Origin of the sequence: Burkholderia sp. Ap-955, from assembly GCF_011753045.1 — a bacterium.
In the GTDB taxonomy this organism is placed as follows: domain Bacteria; phylum Pseudomonadota; class Gammaproteobacteria; order Burkholderiales; family Burkholderiaceae; genus Burkholderia; species Burkholderia lata_D.
Window position 1 is genome coordinate 78,331 of sequence record NZ_VWWH01000006.1, and the last position, 15,494, is coordinate 93,824.

Annotated in this window: 12 protein-coding genes; 6 read left to right on the plus strand and 6 right to left on the minus strand. The window is 66.4% G+C overall.

Annotation, left to right across the window (positions count from 1 at the left end):
- Positions 1-273: 273 nt before the first annotated feature.
- Positions 274-804 (minus strand): isochorismatase family protein, encoded by a 531-nt coding sequence (locus F3J15_RS05685; RefSeq protein ID WP_069248199.1) that lies wholly within the window; start codon positions 802-804, stop codon positions 274-276.
- An 820-nt stretch (positions 805-1,624) separates the two neighbouring features.
- Here F3J15_RS05685 and F3J15_RS05690 point away from each other — a divergent pair.
- Positions 1,625-3,769 (plus strand): hypothetical protein, encoded by a 2,145-nt coding sequence (locus tag F3J15_RS05690; RefSeq protein WP_166888617.1) that lies wholly within the window; start codon positions 1,625-1,627, stop codon positions 3,767-3,769.
- Positions 3,770-3,932: 163 nt separating this feature from the next.
- Here F3J15_RS05690 and F3J15_RS05695 read toward each other — a convergent pair whose 3' ends face one another.
- From F3J15_RS05695 to F3J15_RS05715, 5 genes are all read right to left on the minus strand, one after another.
- Positions 3,933-5,333 (minus strand): sensor domain-containing diguanylate cyclase, encoded by a 1,401-nt coding sequence (locus F3J15_RS05695; RefSeq protein ID WP_166888620.1) that lies wholly within the window; start codon positions 5,331-5,333, stop codon positions 3,933-3,935.
- Between the two features lie 261 nt (positions 5,334-5,594).
- Positions 5,595-6,773 (minus strand): acetyl-CoA C-acyltransferase, encoded by a 1,179-nt coding sequence (locus F3J15_RS05700; protein WP_046545909.1) that lies wholly within the window; start codon positions 6,771-6,773, stop codon positions 5,595-5,597.
- A gap of 50 nt (positions 6,774-6,823) precedes the next feature.
- On the minus strand, positions 6,824-7,456 hold the full coding sequence (gene pncA, locus F3J15_RS05705; protein ID WP_089445808.1) for a bifunctional nicotinamidase/pyrazinamidase: 633 nt from the start codon (positions 7,454-7,456) through the stop codon (positions 6,824-6,826).
- Between the two features lie 40 nt (positions 7,457-7,496).
- A complete protein-coding gene (locus F3J15_RS05710) occupies positions 7,497-9,581 on the minus strand; it encodes a 3-hydroxyacyl-CoA dehydrogenase NAD-binding domain-containing protein (RefSeq protein WP_166888623.1) in 2,085 nt (694 codons plus the stop codon).
- Positions 9,582-9,782: 201 nt separating this feature from the next.
- A complete protein-coding gene (locus F3J15_RS05715; protein ID WP_069248205.1) occupies positions 9,783-11,426 on the minus strand; it encodes a 3-(methylthio)propionyl-CoA ligase in 1,644 nt (547 codons plus the stop codon).
- A 146-nt stretch (positions 11,427-11,572) separates the two neighbouring features.
- On the opposite strand from F3J15_RS05715, the gene F3J15_RS05720 reads away from it, so the two are divergent.
- The 5 genes from F3J15_RS05720 to F3J15_RS05740 all read left to right on the plus strand — a co-directional run bounded on the left by F3J15_RS05720 (position 11,573) and on the right by F3J15_RS05740 (position 15,384).
- Positions 11,573-13,141 (plus strand): protein adenylyltransferase SelO, encoded by a 1,569-nt coding sequence (locus F3J15_RS05720; RefSeq protein ID WP_166888626.1) that lies wholly within the window; start codon positions 11,573-11,575, stop codon positions 13,139-13,141.
- A 44-nt stretch (positions 13,142-13,185) separates the two neighbouring features.
- Entirely contained in the window at positions 13,186-13,617 is a 432-nt protein-coding gene (gene msrB, locus F3J15_RS05725; RefSeq protein WP_046545914.1) for a peptide-methionine (R)-S-oxide reductase MsrB, read from the plus strand.
- 125 nt (positions 13,618-13,742) lie between these two features.
- Positions 13,743-14,273, plus strand: coding sequence for a septation protein A (locus F3J15_RS05730; RefSeq protein ID WP_069248207.1), 531 nt, complete (start codon positions 13,743-13,745; stop codon positions 14,271-14,273).
- Between the two features lies 1 nt (position 14,274).
- Positions 14,275-14,583, plus strand: coding sequence for a BolA family protein (locus F3J15_RS05735; protein ID WP_021163397.1), 309 nt, complete (start codon positions 14,275-14,277; stop codon positions 14,581-14,583).
- Positions 14,584-14,601: 18 nt separating this feature from the next.
- The gene (locus tag F3J15_RS05740; protein WP_069248208.1) at positions 14,602-15,384 is read left to right on the plus strand and encodes a peptidylprolyl isomerase; all 783 of its coding nucleotides are present in this window, start codon (positions 14,602-14,604) and stop codon (positions 15,382-15,384) included.
- Positions 15,385-15,494 lie beyond the last annotated feature (110 nt).

Sequence of the window (15,494 nt, forward strand, 5' to 3'; positions counted from 1 at the left end):
CGTCGGAAGCCGAGAAACCTCGCCGCCGCGACGGCGAGGTTTCGAGCCGGCGCGACAGTTCAACGAGGACTTTCGGCGCGCTATCGGAGGGTCACGACCGGGCGCTCGCGCACGATGCCCGACTCTTCTCCGTGTCGCCCGCCGGCGCGACGATCCCGCCCACGACCGCCGGCGGCCAGCCCACCAAACCCGCCGGCTCCATCGGCCGACATCCCGGGATTCACGCATCCGGCTCCCGGAACGCTGTTTCCGTCAGCGCACGGGCACCGCGACTCACTTGATCAGGCGCAGCACATCGCGAAAACGCGGATGCCGGCTGGAGCCCAGCCATTCGAACCCGATCATCTCGACCGTCGCGATTTGCACCCCCGCCGCCGCGAGCCGGGCGATCCCCGCGTCCCGGTCGATCGTCCTGCGTGACCCAACGGCGTCGCTGACCACCGTGACTTTGCGGCCGCTGCGCAACAGCCCGAACGCTGTTTGCAACACGCACACGTGCGCCTCGCAACCGGCGACGATGACGCTGTTGCGCCCGGCCGGCAATGCATCGACCAAGCCCTCCGCGCATGCGTCGAAATGGTCCTTGACGACGGTGTTCGAGCAAAGATCCTTGATGTCCGGTACGTTCCGGCCCAACTGGACGGGGCTCTGCTCGGTACCCATCACCGGCACCCCGAGTATCTGCGCAATACGGGCAAGTCGGACAGCCTGCGTGACGACCGACACCCCGTCGTGGATCACCGGCATCAGCCGCGTCTGAAAATCAACCAATACGACCACTGAATCGTCGGACACGTGCAGCACGGCGCATTCTCCGGAGTGAAGGCGACGTCAACCCCCATCGGCCATCGATGGAGAGTCGCTCTGTCGCAAGATCGTCAGTCCCGCAAAAGACGGATATCGAATCGCATCAATGACCGACTGCGCCAATTCGATAAACGGAAGCAGTTCCCAAGCCTACCAAACTTGCCGACGCCGCTGGCGTGATCGCATGGAGCCCGGTTCACGGATTCACACGCCAGCCCGGTCGCAGGAACGCCGGTTGCTCACCGCTCCGTATTGCAGAATCCACCGCACTCTGCTGCGTCGTTTGCACCGCCCGAGACACGGCGACAGGCAAACCGCCACGATTCAATCCCGGTTCGGAATCAATCACCAATACCGATATCGATTGCCAATCGATTTTCACCAAACTCGACGATCAATGCATCTCCATTTCCCCGCGAATTCGCACAATTTACCGACCCGACAAGCAATAATTGCGACCTCGTTCCAGAACATTATTCGAAAGCCATAAAATCATTATTGACTTCGACTTTATCCGAACTTTAGAATCCCCTACGATAGCTTACGTTTCGTTTCTCACTCCGCGCACCCCCGTGTCGGCACGGCGCCGGAACGTCAGCAGAGAAGTCTTTCATGCCTTGCCGGGGCAGCGCCTCCTTTTGTTTTCAATTCCGGCATTAGCCGCCAACCGGTTATCTCGCATTCAATTCGCCTCAAAATCACATCCTGATTAATCCCATAGTTTCCGGGAATTATTCAATACAGGACGCAGCAAACCGAGCACCCGCTCATTCGATAATTCTCATAAAAATCGCCAGTCATCAGGAGGGACATCAACATGCATCGCCTTGCGAAGTCGCTGTGTCTCGGATTCATTTGCGCCGGGCTGCTCGCGGCCTGCAATGACGACGACGTCAAATCGGGCAACCCGCCGTCGAACAACGCCGCACTGTCGTTCCGCATGGACACCGGCGGCCAGATCAACGCGTTCTACCGGCAGGACAACGTCGCCGCACATCTGCTGGTGCGCTCGTCGACGAAGCCGCGTCTGCTCGTGGTCTTCCCCGCCGGCAACAGCGGCACGGGGCTGTGGTTCGACGATACCGCGCAACCGGTGAACTGGAGCCTCGACACGCCGCCGTCCGCGCTATCGGCACCCGACACGCACGGCCGCCCGCTTTACGGCATCGGCGCCGACGTGTCGGTGGACACCAACACGCTGACGATCCGACAGGGCGTGCTCAGCAACGTGCGCTTCCTGCGCGACTTCAACGGCGGTGCCACGATTCCGCAGCAGATCCTCACCGCGCCGACGGTCCAGGGCAGCGCCGCGCAATGGCAACGCGACCGGATCGACGGCGCGCCCGGCTATTCACTGCGCATCACGCTGCGCGACGGCGGCAGCATCGCGCCGGCAGCGGGCGGCAAGCTCGTCCTGAGCGCACCGGCGGGCTCGCACACGCTGCGGCTGCATGTCGATGCGCTGTCGGGCGAGACGCCGTTGTCGCCCATCACGCGCGCCGACCTGCTCGCGCCATCGGTGAACCCCGACCCGGTGAGCCAGAACGTGCTCGAGTTCCTGAGCTTCCACGACAAGCTGCTGGCCGGCTCGTGGCAATACGACACCTACTTCGGCCGCGACACGCTGATCTCGGTGCGCATGCTGATGCCCGTGCTCGAACCCGCGGCGATCGAGGCCGGCCTGTCGTCGGTGCTGAGCCGGCTGTCGACCGACGGCAAGGTCGCGCACGAGGAAGGGATCGGCGAATTCGCCCTCGTCGACAACCAGAAGAACGGGCGGCCGAACGATCCGACGCCGACCTACGACTACAAGATGATCGACAGCGACTACCTGCTCGCGCCGATCGCGGCCGCGTGGCTGATCGACGATACACGCGGCCAGGCCCGCGCGGCCGCCTATCTCGCGCAGCGCGGCAGCGACGGGCAGACCAATGGCAGCCGCCTGGTCGTCAACCTGCTGCACGTCGCGACGACCGCGCAGCCGTTCGCGCAGCAGCCGTCGGTCGCGAACCTGATCCACCTGCGACCCGGCGAAATCGTCGGCAACTGGCGCGACAGCACCGACGGGCTCGGCGGCGGCGTCTATCCGTACGACGTCAACGCGGTGCTCGTGCCGGCCGCGTTGCGCGCGGCGAACGCATTCCTCGCGCGCGGCCTGCTCGATCCGTATCTGGATGCCGGACAGCGCGCGACGCTCGCCAACGCGGCCAACCAGGCGGCCACGTGGGAAACCCAGGCACCGCCGCTGTTCCAGGTCAGCGTGCCGGCCGCGCAGGCAGCCACCGACGTGTCGGCCTATGCGCCGTCCGCAGGCGTGCCGGCCGGCACCGCGCCGGGCACGCCGCTGGCGTTCTACGCGCTGTCGCTCGATCAGCAGGGCAATCCGGTTCCGGTGATGAATTCGGACGGCGGCTTCGCGCTGCTGTTCGGCACGCCGCCGGACGACGAGCTGCAACGGATCGTCACCGACGTCACGCGGCCGTTCCCGACCGGGCTCGTGACCGATGCCGGGATGCTGATCGCGAATCCGGCGTATGCAAGCCAGGCCCTGTGGCCGAAGTTCACCAGTTCCGCGTATCACGGCACGGTGATCTGGTCGTGGCAGCAGGCGATGTGGGTGGCCGGGCTCGATCGCCAGCTCGCGCGCCAGGACCTGTCGGCCGCGACACGCATGCTGCTCACACAGGCACGGCAGACGATCTGGCAGGTGATCTCGAACGGACGCGACATGCGCACGTCGGAGATGTGGACGTGGTCGTACGTGAACGGCAAGTACCAGACCGATGCATTCGGCACGCGCAGCGCGGACGCCACCGAAGCGAACGCGGCACAGCTCTGGAGTACGACGTATCTCGCGATCCGCGACCCGCAGCAGCGCGCGGGCAAGTACTGGTGGCAGGCGTCGCAGCGGATGCAGGATGCTCAGCCGAAGCAGAGCGCGGCGGCCCTGGCGTCGCGGTAGCGCATCGCCAGCCGCGTGCCGACCGGGCATGCAAAAGCCCCGGAGGCGTTACCGCCTCCGGGGCTTCGTGGGGGATCGCGGCGCCGGACACAGCCTCCGTACGCCCGGGTTGCCGAATGTTCCGCGTCCGCTCACCGATGTCCGCGTGCCGCGCAAACCCGCGTCACCGCGCCACGACCCGGTTCCGCCCTTCCCGCTTCGCCTGGTACAACCGTTCGTCGACCACACGCAGCAATGCATCGACCGTGCTGCCGTCGGGCCCGTATTGTGCAACGCCGACGCTGACCGTCACCTGCACGCGCTTGAAATCGAGCCCGAACGGCGAACTCGCGATCGACGAGCGCACGCGCTCGGCGGTCATCCGTGCGCCTTCGAGCGGCATGTCCGGCAGCAGCGCCATGAATTCCTCGCCGCCGACCCGCGCGAGCCCGCCGGCCGGCCGGATCGCGTCGAGGCACTGGCGCACGACGCCGCGCAGCACCTCGTCGCCGATCTGGTGCCCGTACGCGTCGTTGATGTTCTTGAAATTGTCGAGATCGAGCGCGAGCAGGCAGAACGGCGTGCCGTCGCGTTCGGCCCGCACCATCTCGCGCTCGACCTGCGCGATGAACTGCCGGCGGTTCGACGCCCCCGTCATCGGATCGGTCGCGGCCATGTATTCGAGCTTCTGGTTCGTGCGCCGCAGCTCCTGCAGCGCACTCTCGGTACGCGCCATCGATTCCGACAGCCGGCTCATCAGGTCTTCCTGGCTGTAGATCGCCGAGAACGAGCGCGTCGTCTGCAGTGCCTGCACGACGCCGTAGCTGAGCAGGAAGAAGCCGCCGGCGAAAATCGCATGCGCGAGCCACCACATGTGATTCCACGGCTTGCCGAGAATGAATGCGAGCGACGACAGCGCAAACGCCATGATCGACACGCCGTAGATCACCATCAGCGGCGAGCGGATCCGCCGCGCGAGCAGCACGGCGACGTTCAGCAGCGAGAACAGGAGCGCGCCGCCTTCCATCGACAGCCGCGTGCCCGGCGCGCCCGCGACCGGCGAATACGCGATGTACGCCACGGCCACGTTGACGATCACGAAGAACACGATCCACGGCAGCCACGTGCGCACGCTCGTGCGCTTCTCGAGGCGATCGGGCGGACGCGAATACGACAGCAGGCCCGTGAGCAGCAGGATCGACATCACGAGCCGCGATGCGGGCCCGTACAGCAGGAACAGCCAGATGTTGTGATGCGCCATCCCGGTGAATGCACCGTGCAGCGCATAGATCATCGCGAAGCCGAGAAAGCCGAGTGTCAGCCAGCGCAGCAGCGGCTCGCCGGACGAGCGGTAGCAGACCCACGTCACGTAGGTGACGAACGCGCCTTCGAGGGTCGCGGCCGCGATCGCGATTTCATGGAACGCGTGGTTCTCGAACACGACGTGCGGATCGCTGAAGAACCACAGATAGGCGATCAGATAGGCAGGCAGCAACGCGAATCCGACCAGCAGGCATTTCGCGTAGAGCCTTGCGGCCGCGCTGACGACGCGCGGCGGTTCCCCGGCTGCATAGGTCGTACTCATTCGGTCCCCGGTCGGTCTGCTGCGTTGGTTCGAACCTTCGCGGCACGGATCGCACGACGCACGATCCGGCCCATCGTGCCGAAAGGCAAATGTCAGAGCAAGTATAGGTGGGGCAATTCGTTTGACAAGTAAGGGGAAACGGCATTGCCGGGCGCATGCCTTTTGCTTCCCGATTGTTTCGAATGGCGGATCAGTCGCGCCGATTCGCGACGCGGCCGCCTGTCTCGCTGAAGCGAAACCGCGGCCGCTCCGTGCCAAAGATCAGAGGATTTCGAACAGGCCGGCCGCGCCCTGCCCGCCGCCGATGCACATCGTGACGACCACGTACTTCACGCCGCGCCGCTTGCCTTCGATCAGCGCATGGCCCGTCAGGCGAGCGCCCGACACACCGTACGGATGGCCGACCGCGATCGCGCCGCCGTTCACGTTCAGACGATCCTCAGGAATCCCGAGCGTGTCGCGGCAGTACAGCACCTGCACCGCGAACGCTTCGTTCAGCTCCCACAGGCCGATATCGTCGACCTTCAGCCCTGCCTGCTTCAGCAGCTTGGGCACGGCGAACACGGGGCCGATGCCCATCTCGTCCGGCTCGCAACCGGCCACCGCGAACCCGCGGAACACGCCGAGCGGCTGCAGCCCTTCGCGCCGCGCGGCGTCGGCGCTCATCACGACGCAGGCCGACGCACCGTCCGAGAACTGGCTCGCGTTGCCCGCGGTGATCACGCCACCCGGCACGGCCGAGCGGATCTTCGACACGCCTTCGAGCGTCGTGTCGGGGCGAATCCCTTCGTCGGCCGAGACCGTCACTTCCTTCGTGAACAGGCGGCCCGTCGCCTTGTCGGCAACGCCCGCGAGCACCGTGATCGGCACGATCTCGTCGCGGAAACGCCCGGCTTCCTGCGCAGCCGCGGCGCGCAGCTGCGACTGCACGCCGTACTCGTCCTGCCGCTCCTTCGAGATGCCGTAGCGCTTCGCGACGTTCTCGGCCGTCTGCAGCATGTTCCAGTAGATCTCGGGCTTGTGCTGGACGAGCCAGCCTTCCTGGATCATGTGGTGATTCATCTCGTTCTGCACGCACGAGATCGATTCGACGCCGCCCGCGACATACACTTCGCCTTCGCCCGCGATGATCCGCTGCGCGGCAAGCGCGATGGTCTGCAGCCCGGACGAGCAGAAACGGTTCACCGTCATCCCCGGCACCGTCACGGGCAGCCCCGCGCGCAGTGCGATCTGACGCGCGATGTTCGCGCCGGTTGCGCCTTCGGGGTTCGCGCACCCCATGATCACGTCCTCGACGCGTGCGGGGTCGAGCTTCGCGCGTTCAACAGCGGCCGCGACCGCGTGGCCGCCGAGCGTCGCGCCGTGCGTCATGTTGAACGCACCGCGCCAGGATTTCGCCAGCGGCGTGCGGGCGGTCGATACGATTACGGCTTCGGTCATGCGAGTCTCCTTCGGTCCTGCTTCATGTCCTGAATCGAATTGGGAATGCGCTACGCCGCCGGGCGCGCGCCCGCGGACGTCACATGCGCGACGCCCGCTGCCTGCATCTGCTGCCATGCGTGGGCGAGCGACCCGTTCAGGTCGATCGCGCGACACGCATCGTTGATCACCGCGGCTTCGAAACCGGCCGCGCGCGCATCGAGCGCGGACCACGCGACGCAGTAGTCTGTCGCGAGCCCGCAGCACCACACGCGCTTCGCGCCGAGCTCGCGCAGATAACCCGCGAGCCCGGTGCGCGTCGTGCGGTCGGCTTCGACGAACGCGGAATAGCTGTCGACCTGCGCGTCGCCGCCCTTGCGGATCACGAGCCGCGCATGCGGGATGTCGAGATCGCGATGCAACGCCGCGCCTTCGGTGTCCTGCACGCAGTGCACGGGCCACAGCACCTGCTCGCCGTACGGCAGCGCGAGCGTGGAGAACGGTTCGCGGCCCGGGTGATTCGCCGCGAACGACACGTGCTCGCGCGGGTGCCAGTCCTGCGTCAGCACGACCTGGTCGAAGCGTTGCGCGAGCGCGTTGATCACCGGCACGACCGCGTCGCCGTCGGGCACCGCGAGCGCGCCGCCCGGCATGAAGTCGTATTGCACGTCGATCACGAGCAGGACGTCGTCGGTGCGTTTCATTGCGTTTCTCCGGGTGTGCGTGGCGCCGCGATCCGGCGCGTCAGCCGTTGAACCCGCGGCCAGCCTTCGCGAGCTCCGCGATCGACGGCGCGAGCTGCCATGCGTCGCCGTTCGGTGCAGCCGCGTAGCGGCGAATCGCGCGCTCGACGTTGTAGAGGCCGACCACGTCCGCGTACAGCATCGGGCCACCGCGCCACAGCGGGAAGCCATAGCCGGTCAGGTAGACCATGTCGATGTCGGACGCCTTCGATGCGATCTTCTCCTCGAGGATCTTCGCGCCTTCGTTGACGAGCGCGAACACGAGCCGTTCGACGATCTCGTCGTCGCCGATCTTCCGACGCTCGACACCGCGCTCCTTCGAATACGCGACGACCATCTCGTCGACGAGCGACGACGGCTTTGCCTTGCGATCGCCCGGCACATAGTCGTACCAGCCGGCGCCCGTCTTCTGGCCGAAGCGGCCCTGTTCGCACAGGCGGTCGGCGATCTTCGAGTAGTGGAGCTCGGGCTGCTCGACGTAGCGGCGCTTGCGGATTGCCCAGCCGATGTCGTTGCCGGCGAGGTCGCTCATCCGGAACGGTCCCATCGCGAAACCGAATTTCTCGATCGCACGGTCGACCTGCGCGGGCAGCGCGCCTTCCTCGAGCATGAAGAGCGCCTGGCGGATGTACTGCTCGATCATCCGGTTGCCGATGAAGCCGTCGCACACGCCGGACACGACCGCCGTCTTGCGGATCTTCTTCGCGACGGCCATCACGGTGGCGAGCACGTCCTTCGCGGTCTGCGCGCCGCGCACGACCTCGAGCAGCTTCATCACGTTCGCCGGGCTGAAGAAGTGCATGCCGACGACGTCCTGCGGACGCTTCGTGAACGCCGCGATCTTGTCGACGTCGAGCGTCGACGTGTTCGACGCGAGGATCGCGCCCGCCTTCGCGACTTCGTCGAGCTTCTTGAACACCTGCTCCTTCACGCCGAGTTCCTCGAACACGGCCTCGACGATCAGGTCGGCGTCCTTCAGGTCGTCATAGGACAGCGTGGGCGTGATCAGCGCCATGCGCGCGTCGAGCTTCTCCTGCGAGAGCTTGCCCTTCTTCACCTGCGCGTCGTAGTTCTTGCGGATCGTCGCGACGCCGCGCTCGAGCGCGTCCTGCTTCGTCTCGAGCAGCGTGACGGGCAGCCCTGCGTTGACGAAGTTCATCGCGATCCCGCCGCCCATCGTGCCCGCGCCGATCACGCCGACGCGTCGGATCTCGCGCAGCGGCGTATCGGCCGGCACGTCGGGAATCTTGCTCGCCGCGCGCTCGCCGAAGAACGCATGCCGCAGCGCGCGGCTTTCCGGCGTCATCATCAGCGCGACGAAACCCTCGCGCTCGGCAACGCTGCCCTTGTCGAAGCCGTGCAGCACACCGGCCTCGATCGCGTCGATGCACTTGTGCGGTGCGGGGAAATTCGGTGCGGCGGCCTTCGCGGAATTGCGCGCGAACTGGATGAAGCCCGCGGCATTCTCATGGACGATCTTGCGATCGCGCACGCGCGGATGCGGCCCCTTCTGCGCACTGACCTTGCGGGCGAACGCGACGGCCGCGTCGAGCAGGTCGCCGTCGGCCATTTCGTCGAACAGCCCGCTCTTCGCGAGCTGCTCCGACGGCACGGGCGCGCCCGACACGATCATGTTCAGCGCGGTTTCGAGCCCCACCGCACGCGGCAGGCGCTGCGTGCCGCCCGCGCCCGGCAGCAGGCCGAGCTTCACTTCGGGCAGCGCGACCTGCGCGCCCGGCGACGCGACGCGGTAGTGCGCGCCGAGCGCGAGCTCGAGGCCGCCGCCCATCACGACGCTGTGCAGCGCCGCAACGACGGGCTTCGCGCTCGCCTCCACCGCGCGGATCACGGTGTGCAGCGTCGGCTCCTGCAACGCCTTCGGCGTATTGAATTCGGTGATGTCGGCGCCGCCCGAGAATGCGCGTCCCGCGCCGGTCAGCACGATGGCCGTGACCGACGGGTCCTGCGCGGCGCGATCGAGCGCGTCCATGACGCCCTGACGGGTCGACAGGCCGAGCCCGTTGACGGGCGGATTGTTGAGCGTAAGGACGGCCACGCCGTCGCGAGTCGAGTAATCCACTGCCATCTGCCTGCCTCCATGCATCGCGCGCCGGGGTGGCTGCGCTTCATTGTGCGCGGTCGAACAGCCGCATGTCCTGATGAACGGAGTCAGCATACAACGAAAAAGCACGGTCGTTCAATTTGAATTTTGTTCCCGATGCCGGTCGCCCGATCCAGGGACGGATCGGGCGACCGCCTCACGAGCCGCTTCCGGCCCGGACCCGGGTTACGGCTCGCAGACCGCCGTCGGCAACACGTAGTCGCGGAACGTCTCGCGCAGCTTCAGCTTCTGCAGCTTGCCGGTCGCGGTGTGCGGCAGCGATTCGACGAACACGACGTCGTCGGGAATCCACCACTTCGCGACCTTGCCTTCGTAGAACGCGAGCAGCGCGTCGCGGCTCAGGTTCGCCCCTTCGCGCGGCACCACGACGAGCAGCGGGCGCTCGGTCCATTTCGGGTGCGCACAGGCGATGCAGGCGGCCTCGGCCACGCCCGGGTGCGCAATCGCGACGTTTTCGATATCGATCGAGCTGATCCACTCGCCGCCCGACTTGATCACGTCCTTGCTGCGGTCGGTGATCTGCAGGAAGCCGTCGGGGTCGATCGTCGCGACGTCGCCGGTCGGGAACCAGCCGTCCGACAGCGGCGATGACTCGCCGCGAAAGTAGTGATCGATCACCCACGGGCCGCGCACCTGCAGTTCGCCGAATGCGACGCCGTCCCACGGCAGCTCGTGGCCGTCCTCGCCGACGATGCGCATGTCGACGCCGCAGATCACGCGCCCCTGCTTCTCGAGCAGCTTGCGCTGCGCATCGAGCGGCCGCTGCGACTGCGCCCAGTTGAGCTTCGCGAGCGTGCCGAGCGGCGACAGTTCGGTCATCCCCCATGCGTGAATCACGCGCACGCCGTATTCGTCCTCGAAGGTGCGCAGCATCGCGGGCGGGCACGCGGAGCCGCCGATCACCGTGCGGTTCAGCGTCGAGAAGCGCACGCCGGCCTCGCGCATGTAGTTGAGCAGGCCGAGCCACACGGTCGGCACGCCCGCGGAAAACGTCACGCGCTCGGCCTCCATCAGCTGGTACAGCGATTTCCCGTCGAGATCCTTGCCGGGCAGCACGAGCTTGCCGCCCGTGAGCGGCACCGCGTACGGCAGCCCCCATGCGTTGACGTGGAACATCGGCACGACGGGCAGCACGGCGTCCATCGCGGACAGGTTCATCGCGTCGGGCAGCGCGGCGCCGTATGCGTGCAGCACGGTCGAGCGGTGCGAATACAGCACGCCCTTCGGGTTGCCGGTCGTGCCGGACGTGTAGCACAGCCCCGACGCCTGCTGCTCGTCGAGGCGTGGCCAGTCGTAGCGGCCGTCCTCCGCTTCGACGAGCGTTTCGTAGCAGAGGAACGGCGTCGTGCCGGACGGGAGGTGCGCGGCGTCCGTCATCGCGACCCAGCCCTTCACGTGCGGGCATTGCGGCGCGATGGCCTCGACGAGCGGCGCGAAATTGATGTCGAAGAAGACGTAGCGGTCTTCCGCGTGATTGACGATGTACGCGATCTGCTCGGGAAAGAGGCGCGGATTGATCGTATGGCACACGGCACCCATGCCGCCGATCCCGTAATAGGCTTCCAGATGCCGGTAGCCGTTCCACGCCAGCGTACCGACGCGATCGCCGGTTTCGACGCCGAGCCGCGCGAGCGCCTGCGCCAGCTGCTTCGCGCGGCGCTCGCAATCGCGGTACGTGTAGCGATGCAGATCGCCTTCCACGCGCTTCGACACGATCTCCGTATCGCCGGCGTGCCGCGCGGCGTGAGAAATCAGCGAGGACACCAGCAACGGCATGTCCATCATCTGGCCCAGCAACGGCTTACCCATCGTCTTGTTCTCCGTGAGGATGCGAATCGGTGCCTCTGCGGCGCGCCCGTCAGCGGCCCCGGACGGGCTTGGCGCACGGTGCGCGGGCCACCATGCGGGCGGCGCGGCGCCGTCTTACAATATCGGCTTACCCAGAGGCGCTCAACATGTCGTTTTCCCGAAGCGCAGCCGATCCGGCTGACACCCTCCCCGACCTCGCCGCCACGCTCGGCGAGCCCGCCACTGGCGCGTTCGTCTCGCTCGGCGACGCGTTTCATACGCGGCTGCCGGCCGCGCCGCTTGCCACGCCGTACGTCGTCGGCTTTTCCGACGAAGTCGCGCAACTGCTCGACCTGCCGCCGTCGATCGCCGCGCAGCCCGGCTTCGCCGAGCTGTTCGCCGGCAACCCGACGCGCGATTGGCCCGCGCACGCGATGCCGTATGCATCGGTGTATTCCGGCCACCAGTTCGGTGTGTGGGCCGGCCAGCTCGGCGACGGCCGCGCGCTGACGATCGGCGAGTGCACCGGCACGGACGGCCGCCGCTACGAGCTGCAACTGAAAGGCAGCGGTCGCACGCCTTACTCGCGGATGGGTGACGGCCGCGCGGTGCTGCGCTCGTCGATCCGCGAATTCCTGTGCTCGGAAGCGATGCATCACCTCGGCATCCCGACTACGCGCGCACTGACGGTGATCGGTTCCGACCAGCCGGTGGTGCGCGAGGAGATCGAGACGTCGGCCGTCGTCACGCGCGTGTCGGAGAGCTTCGTGCGCTTCGGCCACTTCGAGCACTTCTTCTCGAACGATCGCCCCGACCTGTTGCGCCAGCTCGCCGATCACGTGATCGACCGCTTCTATCCGGATTGCCGCCGCGCCGACGATCCGTACCTCGCGCTCCTCGAAGCCGCGACGCTGCGCACGGCCGACCTCGTCGCGCAGTGGCAGGCCGTCGGCTTCTGCCACGGCGTGATGAACACCGACAACATGTCGATCCTCGGCGTGACGATCGACTACGGCCCGTTCGGCTTCGTCGACGCGTTCGACGCGAACCACATCTGCAACCACTCGGATACGAGCGGCCGCTACGCATACCGGATGCAGCCGCGCATCGCGCACTGGAACTGCTATTGCCTCGCGCAGGCGCTGCTGCCGCTGATCGGGCTGCAGCACGGCATCGCCGACGACGATGCGCGCGCCGAGCGTGCGGTGGAGGACGCGCAGGCCGTGCTCGCGAAGTTCCCGGAACGCTTCGGCCCCGCGCTCGAACGTGCGATGCGCGCGAAGCTCGGCCTCGAGCTCGAACGCGAAAACGACGCCGAGCTCGCCAACAAGCTGCTCGAGACGATGCATGCGAGCCACGCGGATTTCACGCTGACGTTCCGCCGGCTCGCGCAGATCTCGAAGCACGACGCGAGCCGCGACGCGCCCGTGCGCGACCTGTTCATCGACCGCGACGCGTTCGATGCGTGGGCGAACCTCTACCGCGCGCGGCTGTCCGAGGAAACACGCGACGACGCGGCACGTGCTGCCGCGATGAACCGCGTGAACCCGAAATACGTGTTGCGCAACCATCTGGCCGAAGTCGCGATCCGGCGCGCGAAGGAAAAGGATTTTTCGGAAGTCGAGCGGCTCGCACAGATCCTGCGCCGCCCGTTCGACGAACAACCGGAGCATGAAGCGTACGCGGCGTTGCCGCCCGACTGGGCCGGGTCGCTCGAAGTGAGCTGCTCGTCCTGAGCCCCGACCCGCGCGTATCGACCGACCGATCAGGAGAACCCCACATGTCCCACGATTCAGACGACAAGACCTTCCCGTACGAGAAGGACGACGCCGAGCTGCGCCGCCGGCTCACGCCGATGCAGTACGAAGTCACGCAGCATGCGGCAACCGAGCGTGCGTTCACCGGCGAATACACCGACACCGAAGACGACGGCATCTACAAATGCGTCGTCTGCAGCACGCCGCTGTTCGAGTCCGGCGCCAAGTTCCACTCGGGCTGCGGCTGGCCCAGCTACTTCAAGCCGCTCAACGGCGAGGTGATCGACGAAAAGGTCGACTACTCGCACGGGATGGTCCGCGTCGAGGTGCGCTGCAACCACTGCGGCGCGCACCTCGGCCACGTCTTCGAGGACGGCCCGCGCGACAAGACCGGTTTGCGGTACTGCATCAATTCGGCTGCGTTAAACTTCGAGTCCCGACCCGAAAACGAATGAGCGGCGCCGGGCGGATCCGCGGGGCGCCCCTCGCGCCACCGCCCCGATCCGCTCCGGCGGTGCCTGGCGGGTCCCTACAACGGTGAAAGGCCGCGCAAGCGGCCTTTCACGCAGCTGCGAGCGCCATGAAATTCCTGTTCGATCTGTTTCCGATCATCCTGTTTTTTGCCGCCTTCAAGGTCTGGGGCATCTTTACCGCCACCGCCGTCGCGATCGTCGCGACGCTGGCCCAGGTCGCCTGGGTTGCCTTCCGGCACCGGAAGGTCGACACGATGCTGTGGGTCAGCCTCGGCGTGATCGTCGTTTTCGGTGGCGCCACCCTCGTCCTGCATGACGAGAAATTCATTCAATGGAAACCGACTGTGCTGTACTGGCTGTTTGCGATCGGGCTGCTCGCCGCGCGCTATGCGTTCGGCAACAACCTGATCGAGAAGATGATGGGCAAGCAGCTCACGCTGCCGCACCCCGTGTGGGACAAGCTGAACGTCGCCTGGGCGATGTTCTTCGCGGTGCTCGGTGTCGCGAACCTGTACGTGGTGCACAACTTCACCGAATCGCAATGGGTGAACTTCAAGCTGTTCGGCACGACGGGCGCGATGGTCGTATTCATCATCCTGCAGAGCCTGTGGCTCACGAAATACCTGAAGGACGAGTGACATGACGGACGCCTTTCTCCACGCATCGCCCGACGAACGCATCGCGCTGATCGAAGCGCGCCTCACCGCGGCGCTCGCCCCGCTGTCGCTCACCGTGCGCGACGACAGCGCGCAGCACGCGGGCCACGCCGGCGCGTCCGCCGGCGGCCACTTCACGGTCACGATCGTGTCGGCCGCCTTCGCCGGCAAGCCGCGCGTCGCGCGGCACCGGCTGGTGTATGATGCGCTCGCTGATGCGATGCAGCGCGGCATTCACGCGCTCGCGATCGTGGCTTACACGCCCGAAGAATTCAACGAATCTTCAATCTAGTCTCATTAGGAATTCCCGATGATCCTGAAATCCCCCCGCCTGTGGGTCGCGGCGGCTGCTTTTGCAGCGGCACCGGCATTTGCCCAGAACATCGCCGTCGTCAACGGCACGCCGATTCCGAAGTCGCGCGCCGACGCGATGGTTGCTCAGCTCGTCCAGCAAGGCCAGACCGACAGCCCGCAACTGCAGCAGGCCGTGCGCCAGGAACTCGTGAACCGCGAAATCCTGATGCAGGAAGCGATCCGTGAAGGCATCCCGAACCGTCCGGACGTGAAGGCGCAGGTCGCCGTCGCGCAGCAGACCGTCGTGCTGCGCTCGATGATCGAGAGCTTCCTGAAGAAGAACCAGCCGACCGACGCCGAAGTGAAGGCGCGCTACGACGACCTCGTCAAGGGCGCCGGCGGCAATCGCGAATACCACCTGCACCACATCCTCGTCAGCGACGAGCAGCAGGCGAAGGACCTGATCGCGAAGATCAAGGCCGGCGCGAAGTTCGAGGATCTCGCGAAGCAATACTCGAAGGATCCGGGTTCGGGCAAGAACGGCGGCGATCTCGACTGGTCCGACCCGAAGGCGTACGTACCGGAATTCGCGGCGGCGGCGCAGAAGCTGCAGAAAGGCCAGATGACCGACACGCCGGTGAAGACCCAGTTCGGCTGGCACATCATCCGTGTCGACGACATCCGCGACATCGCCCCGCCGCCGCTCGAGCAGGTGAAGGCGCAGATCGCGCAACAGCTCGTGCAGCAGAAGCTGCAGGCGTTCGAGGAAGGTCTGCGCCAGCAGGCAACTGTCAAGTAACGCCGGCACGCGCCGCACGCGCATCGAAAAGCCGCTCTTCGGAGCGGCTTTTTTATTGCCCGCGCGCACTGCCTGCGGACGCGTCACGATGCGCTTGCAGCCCGGCAAAA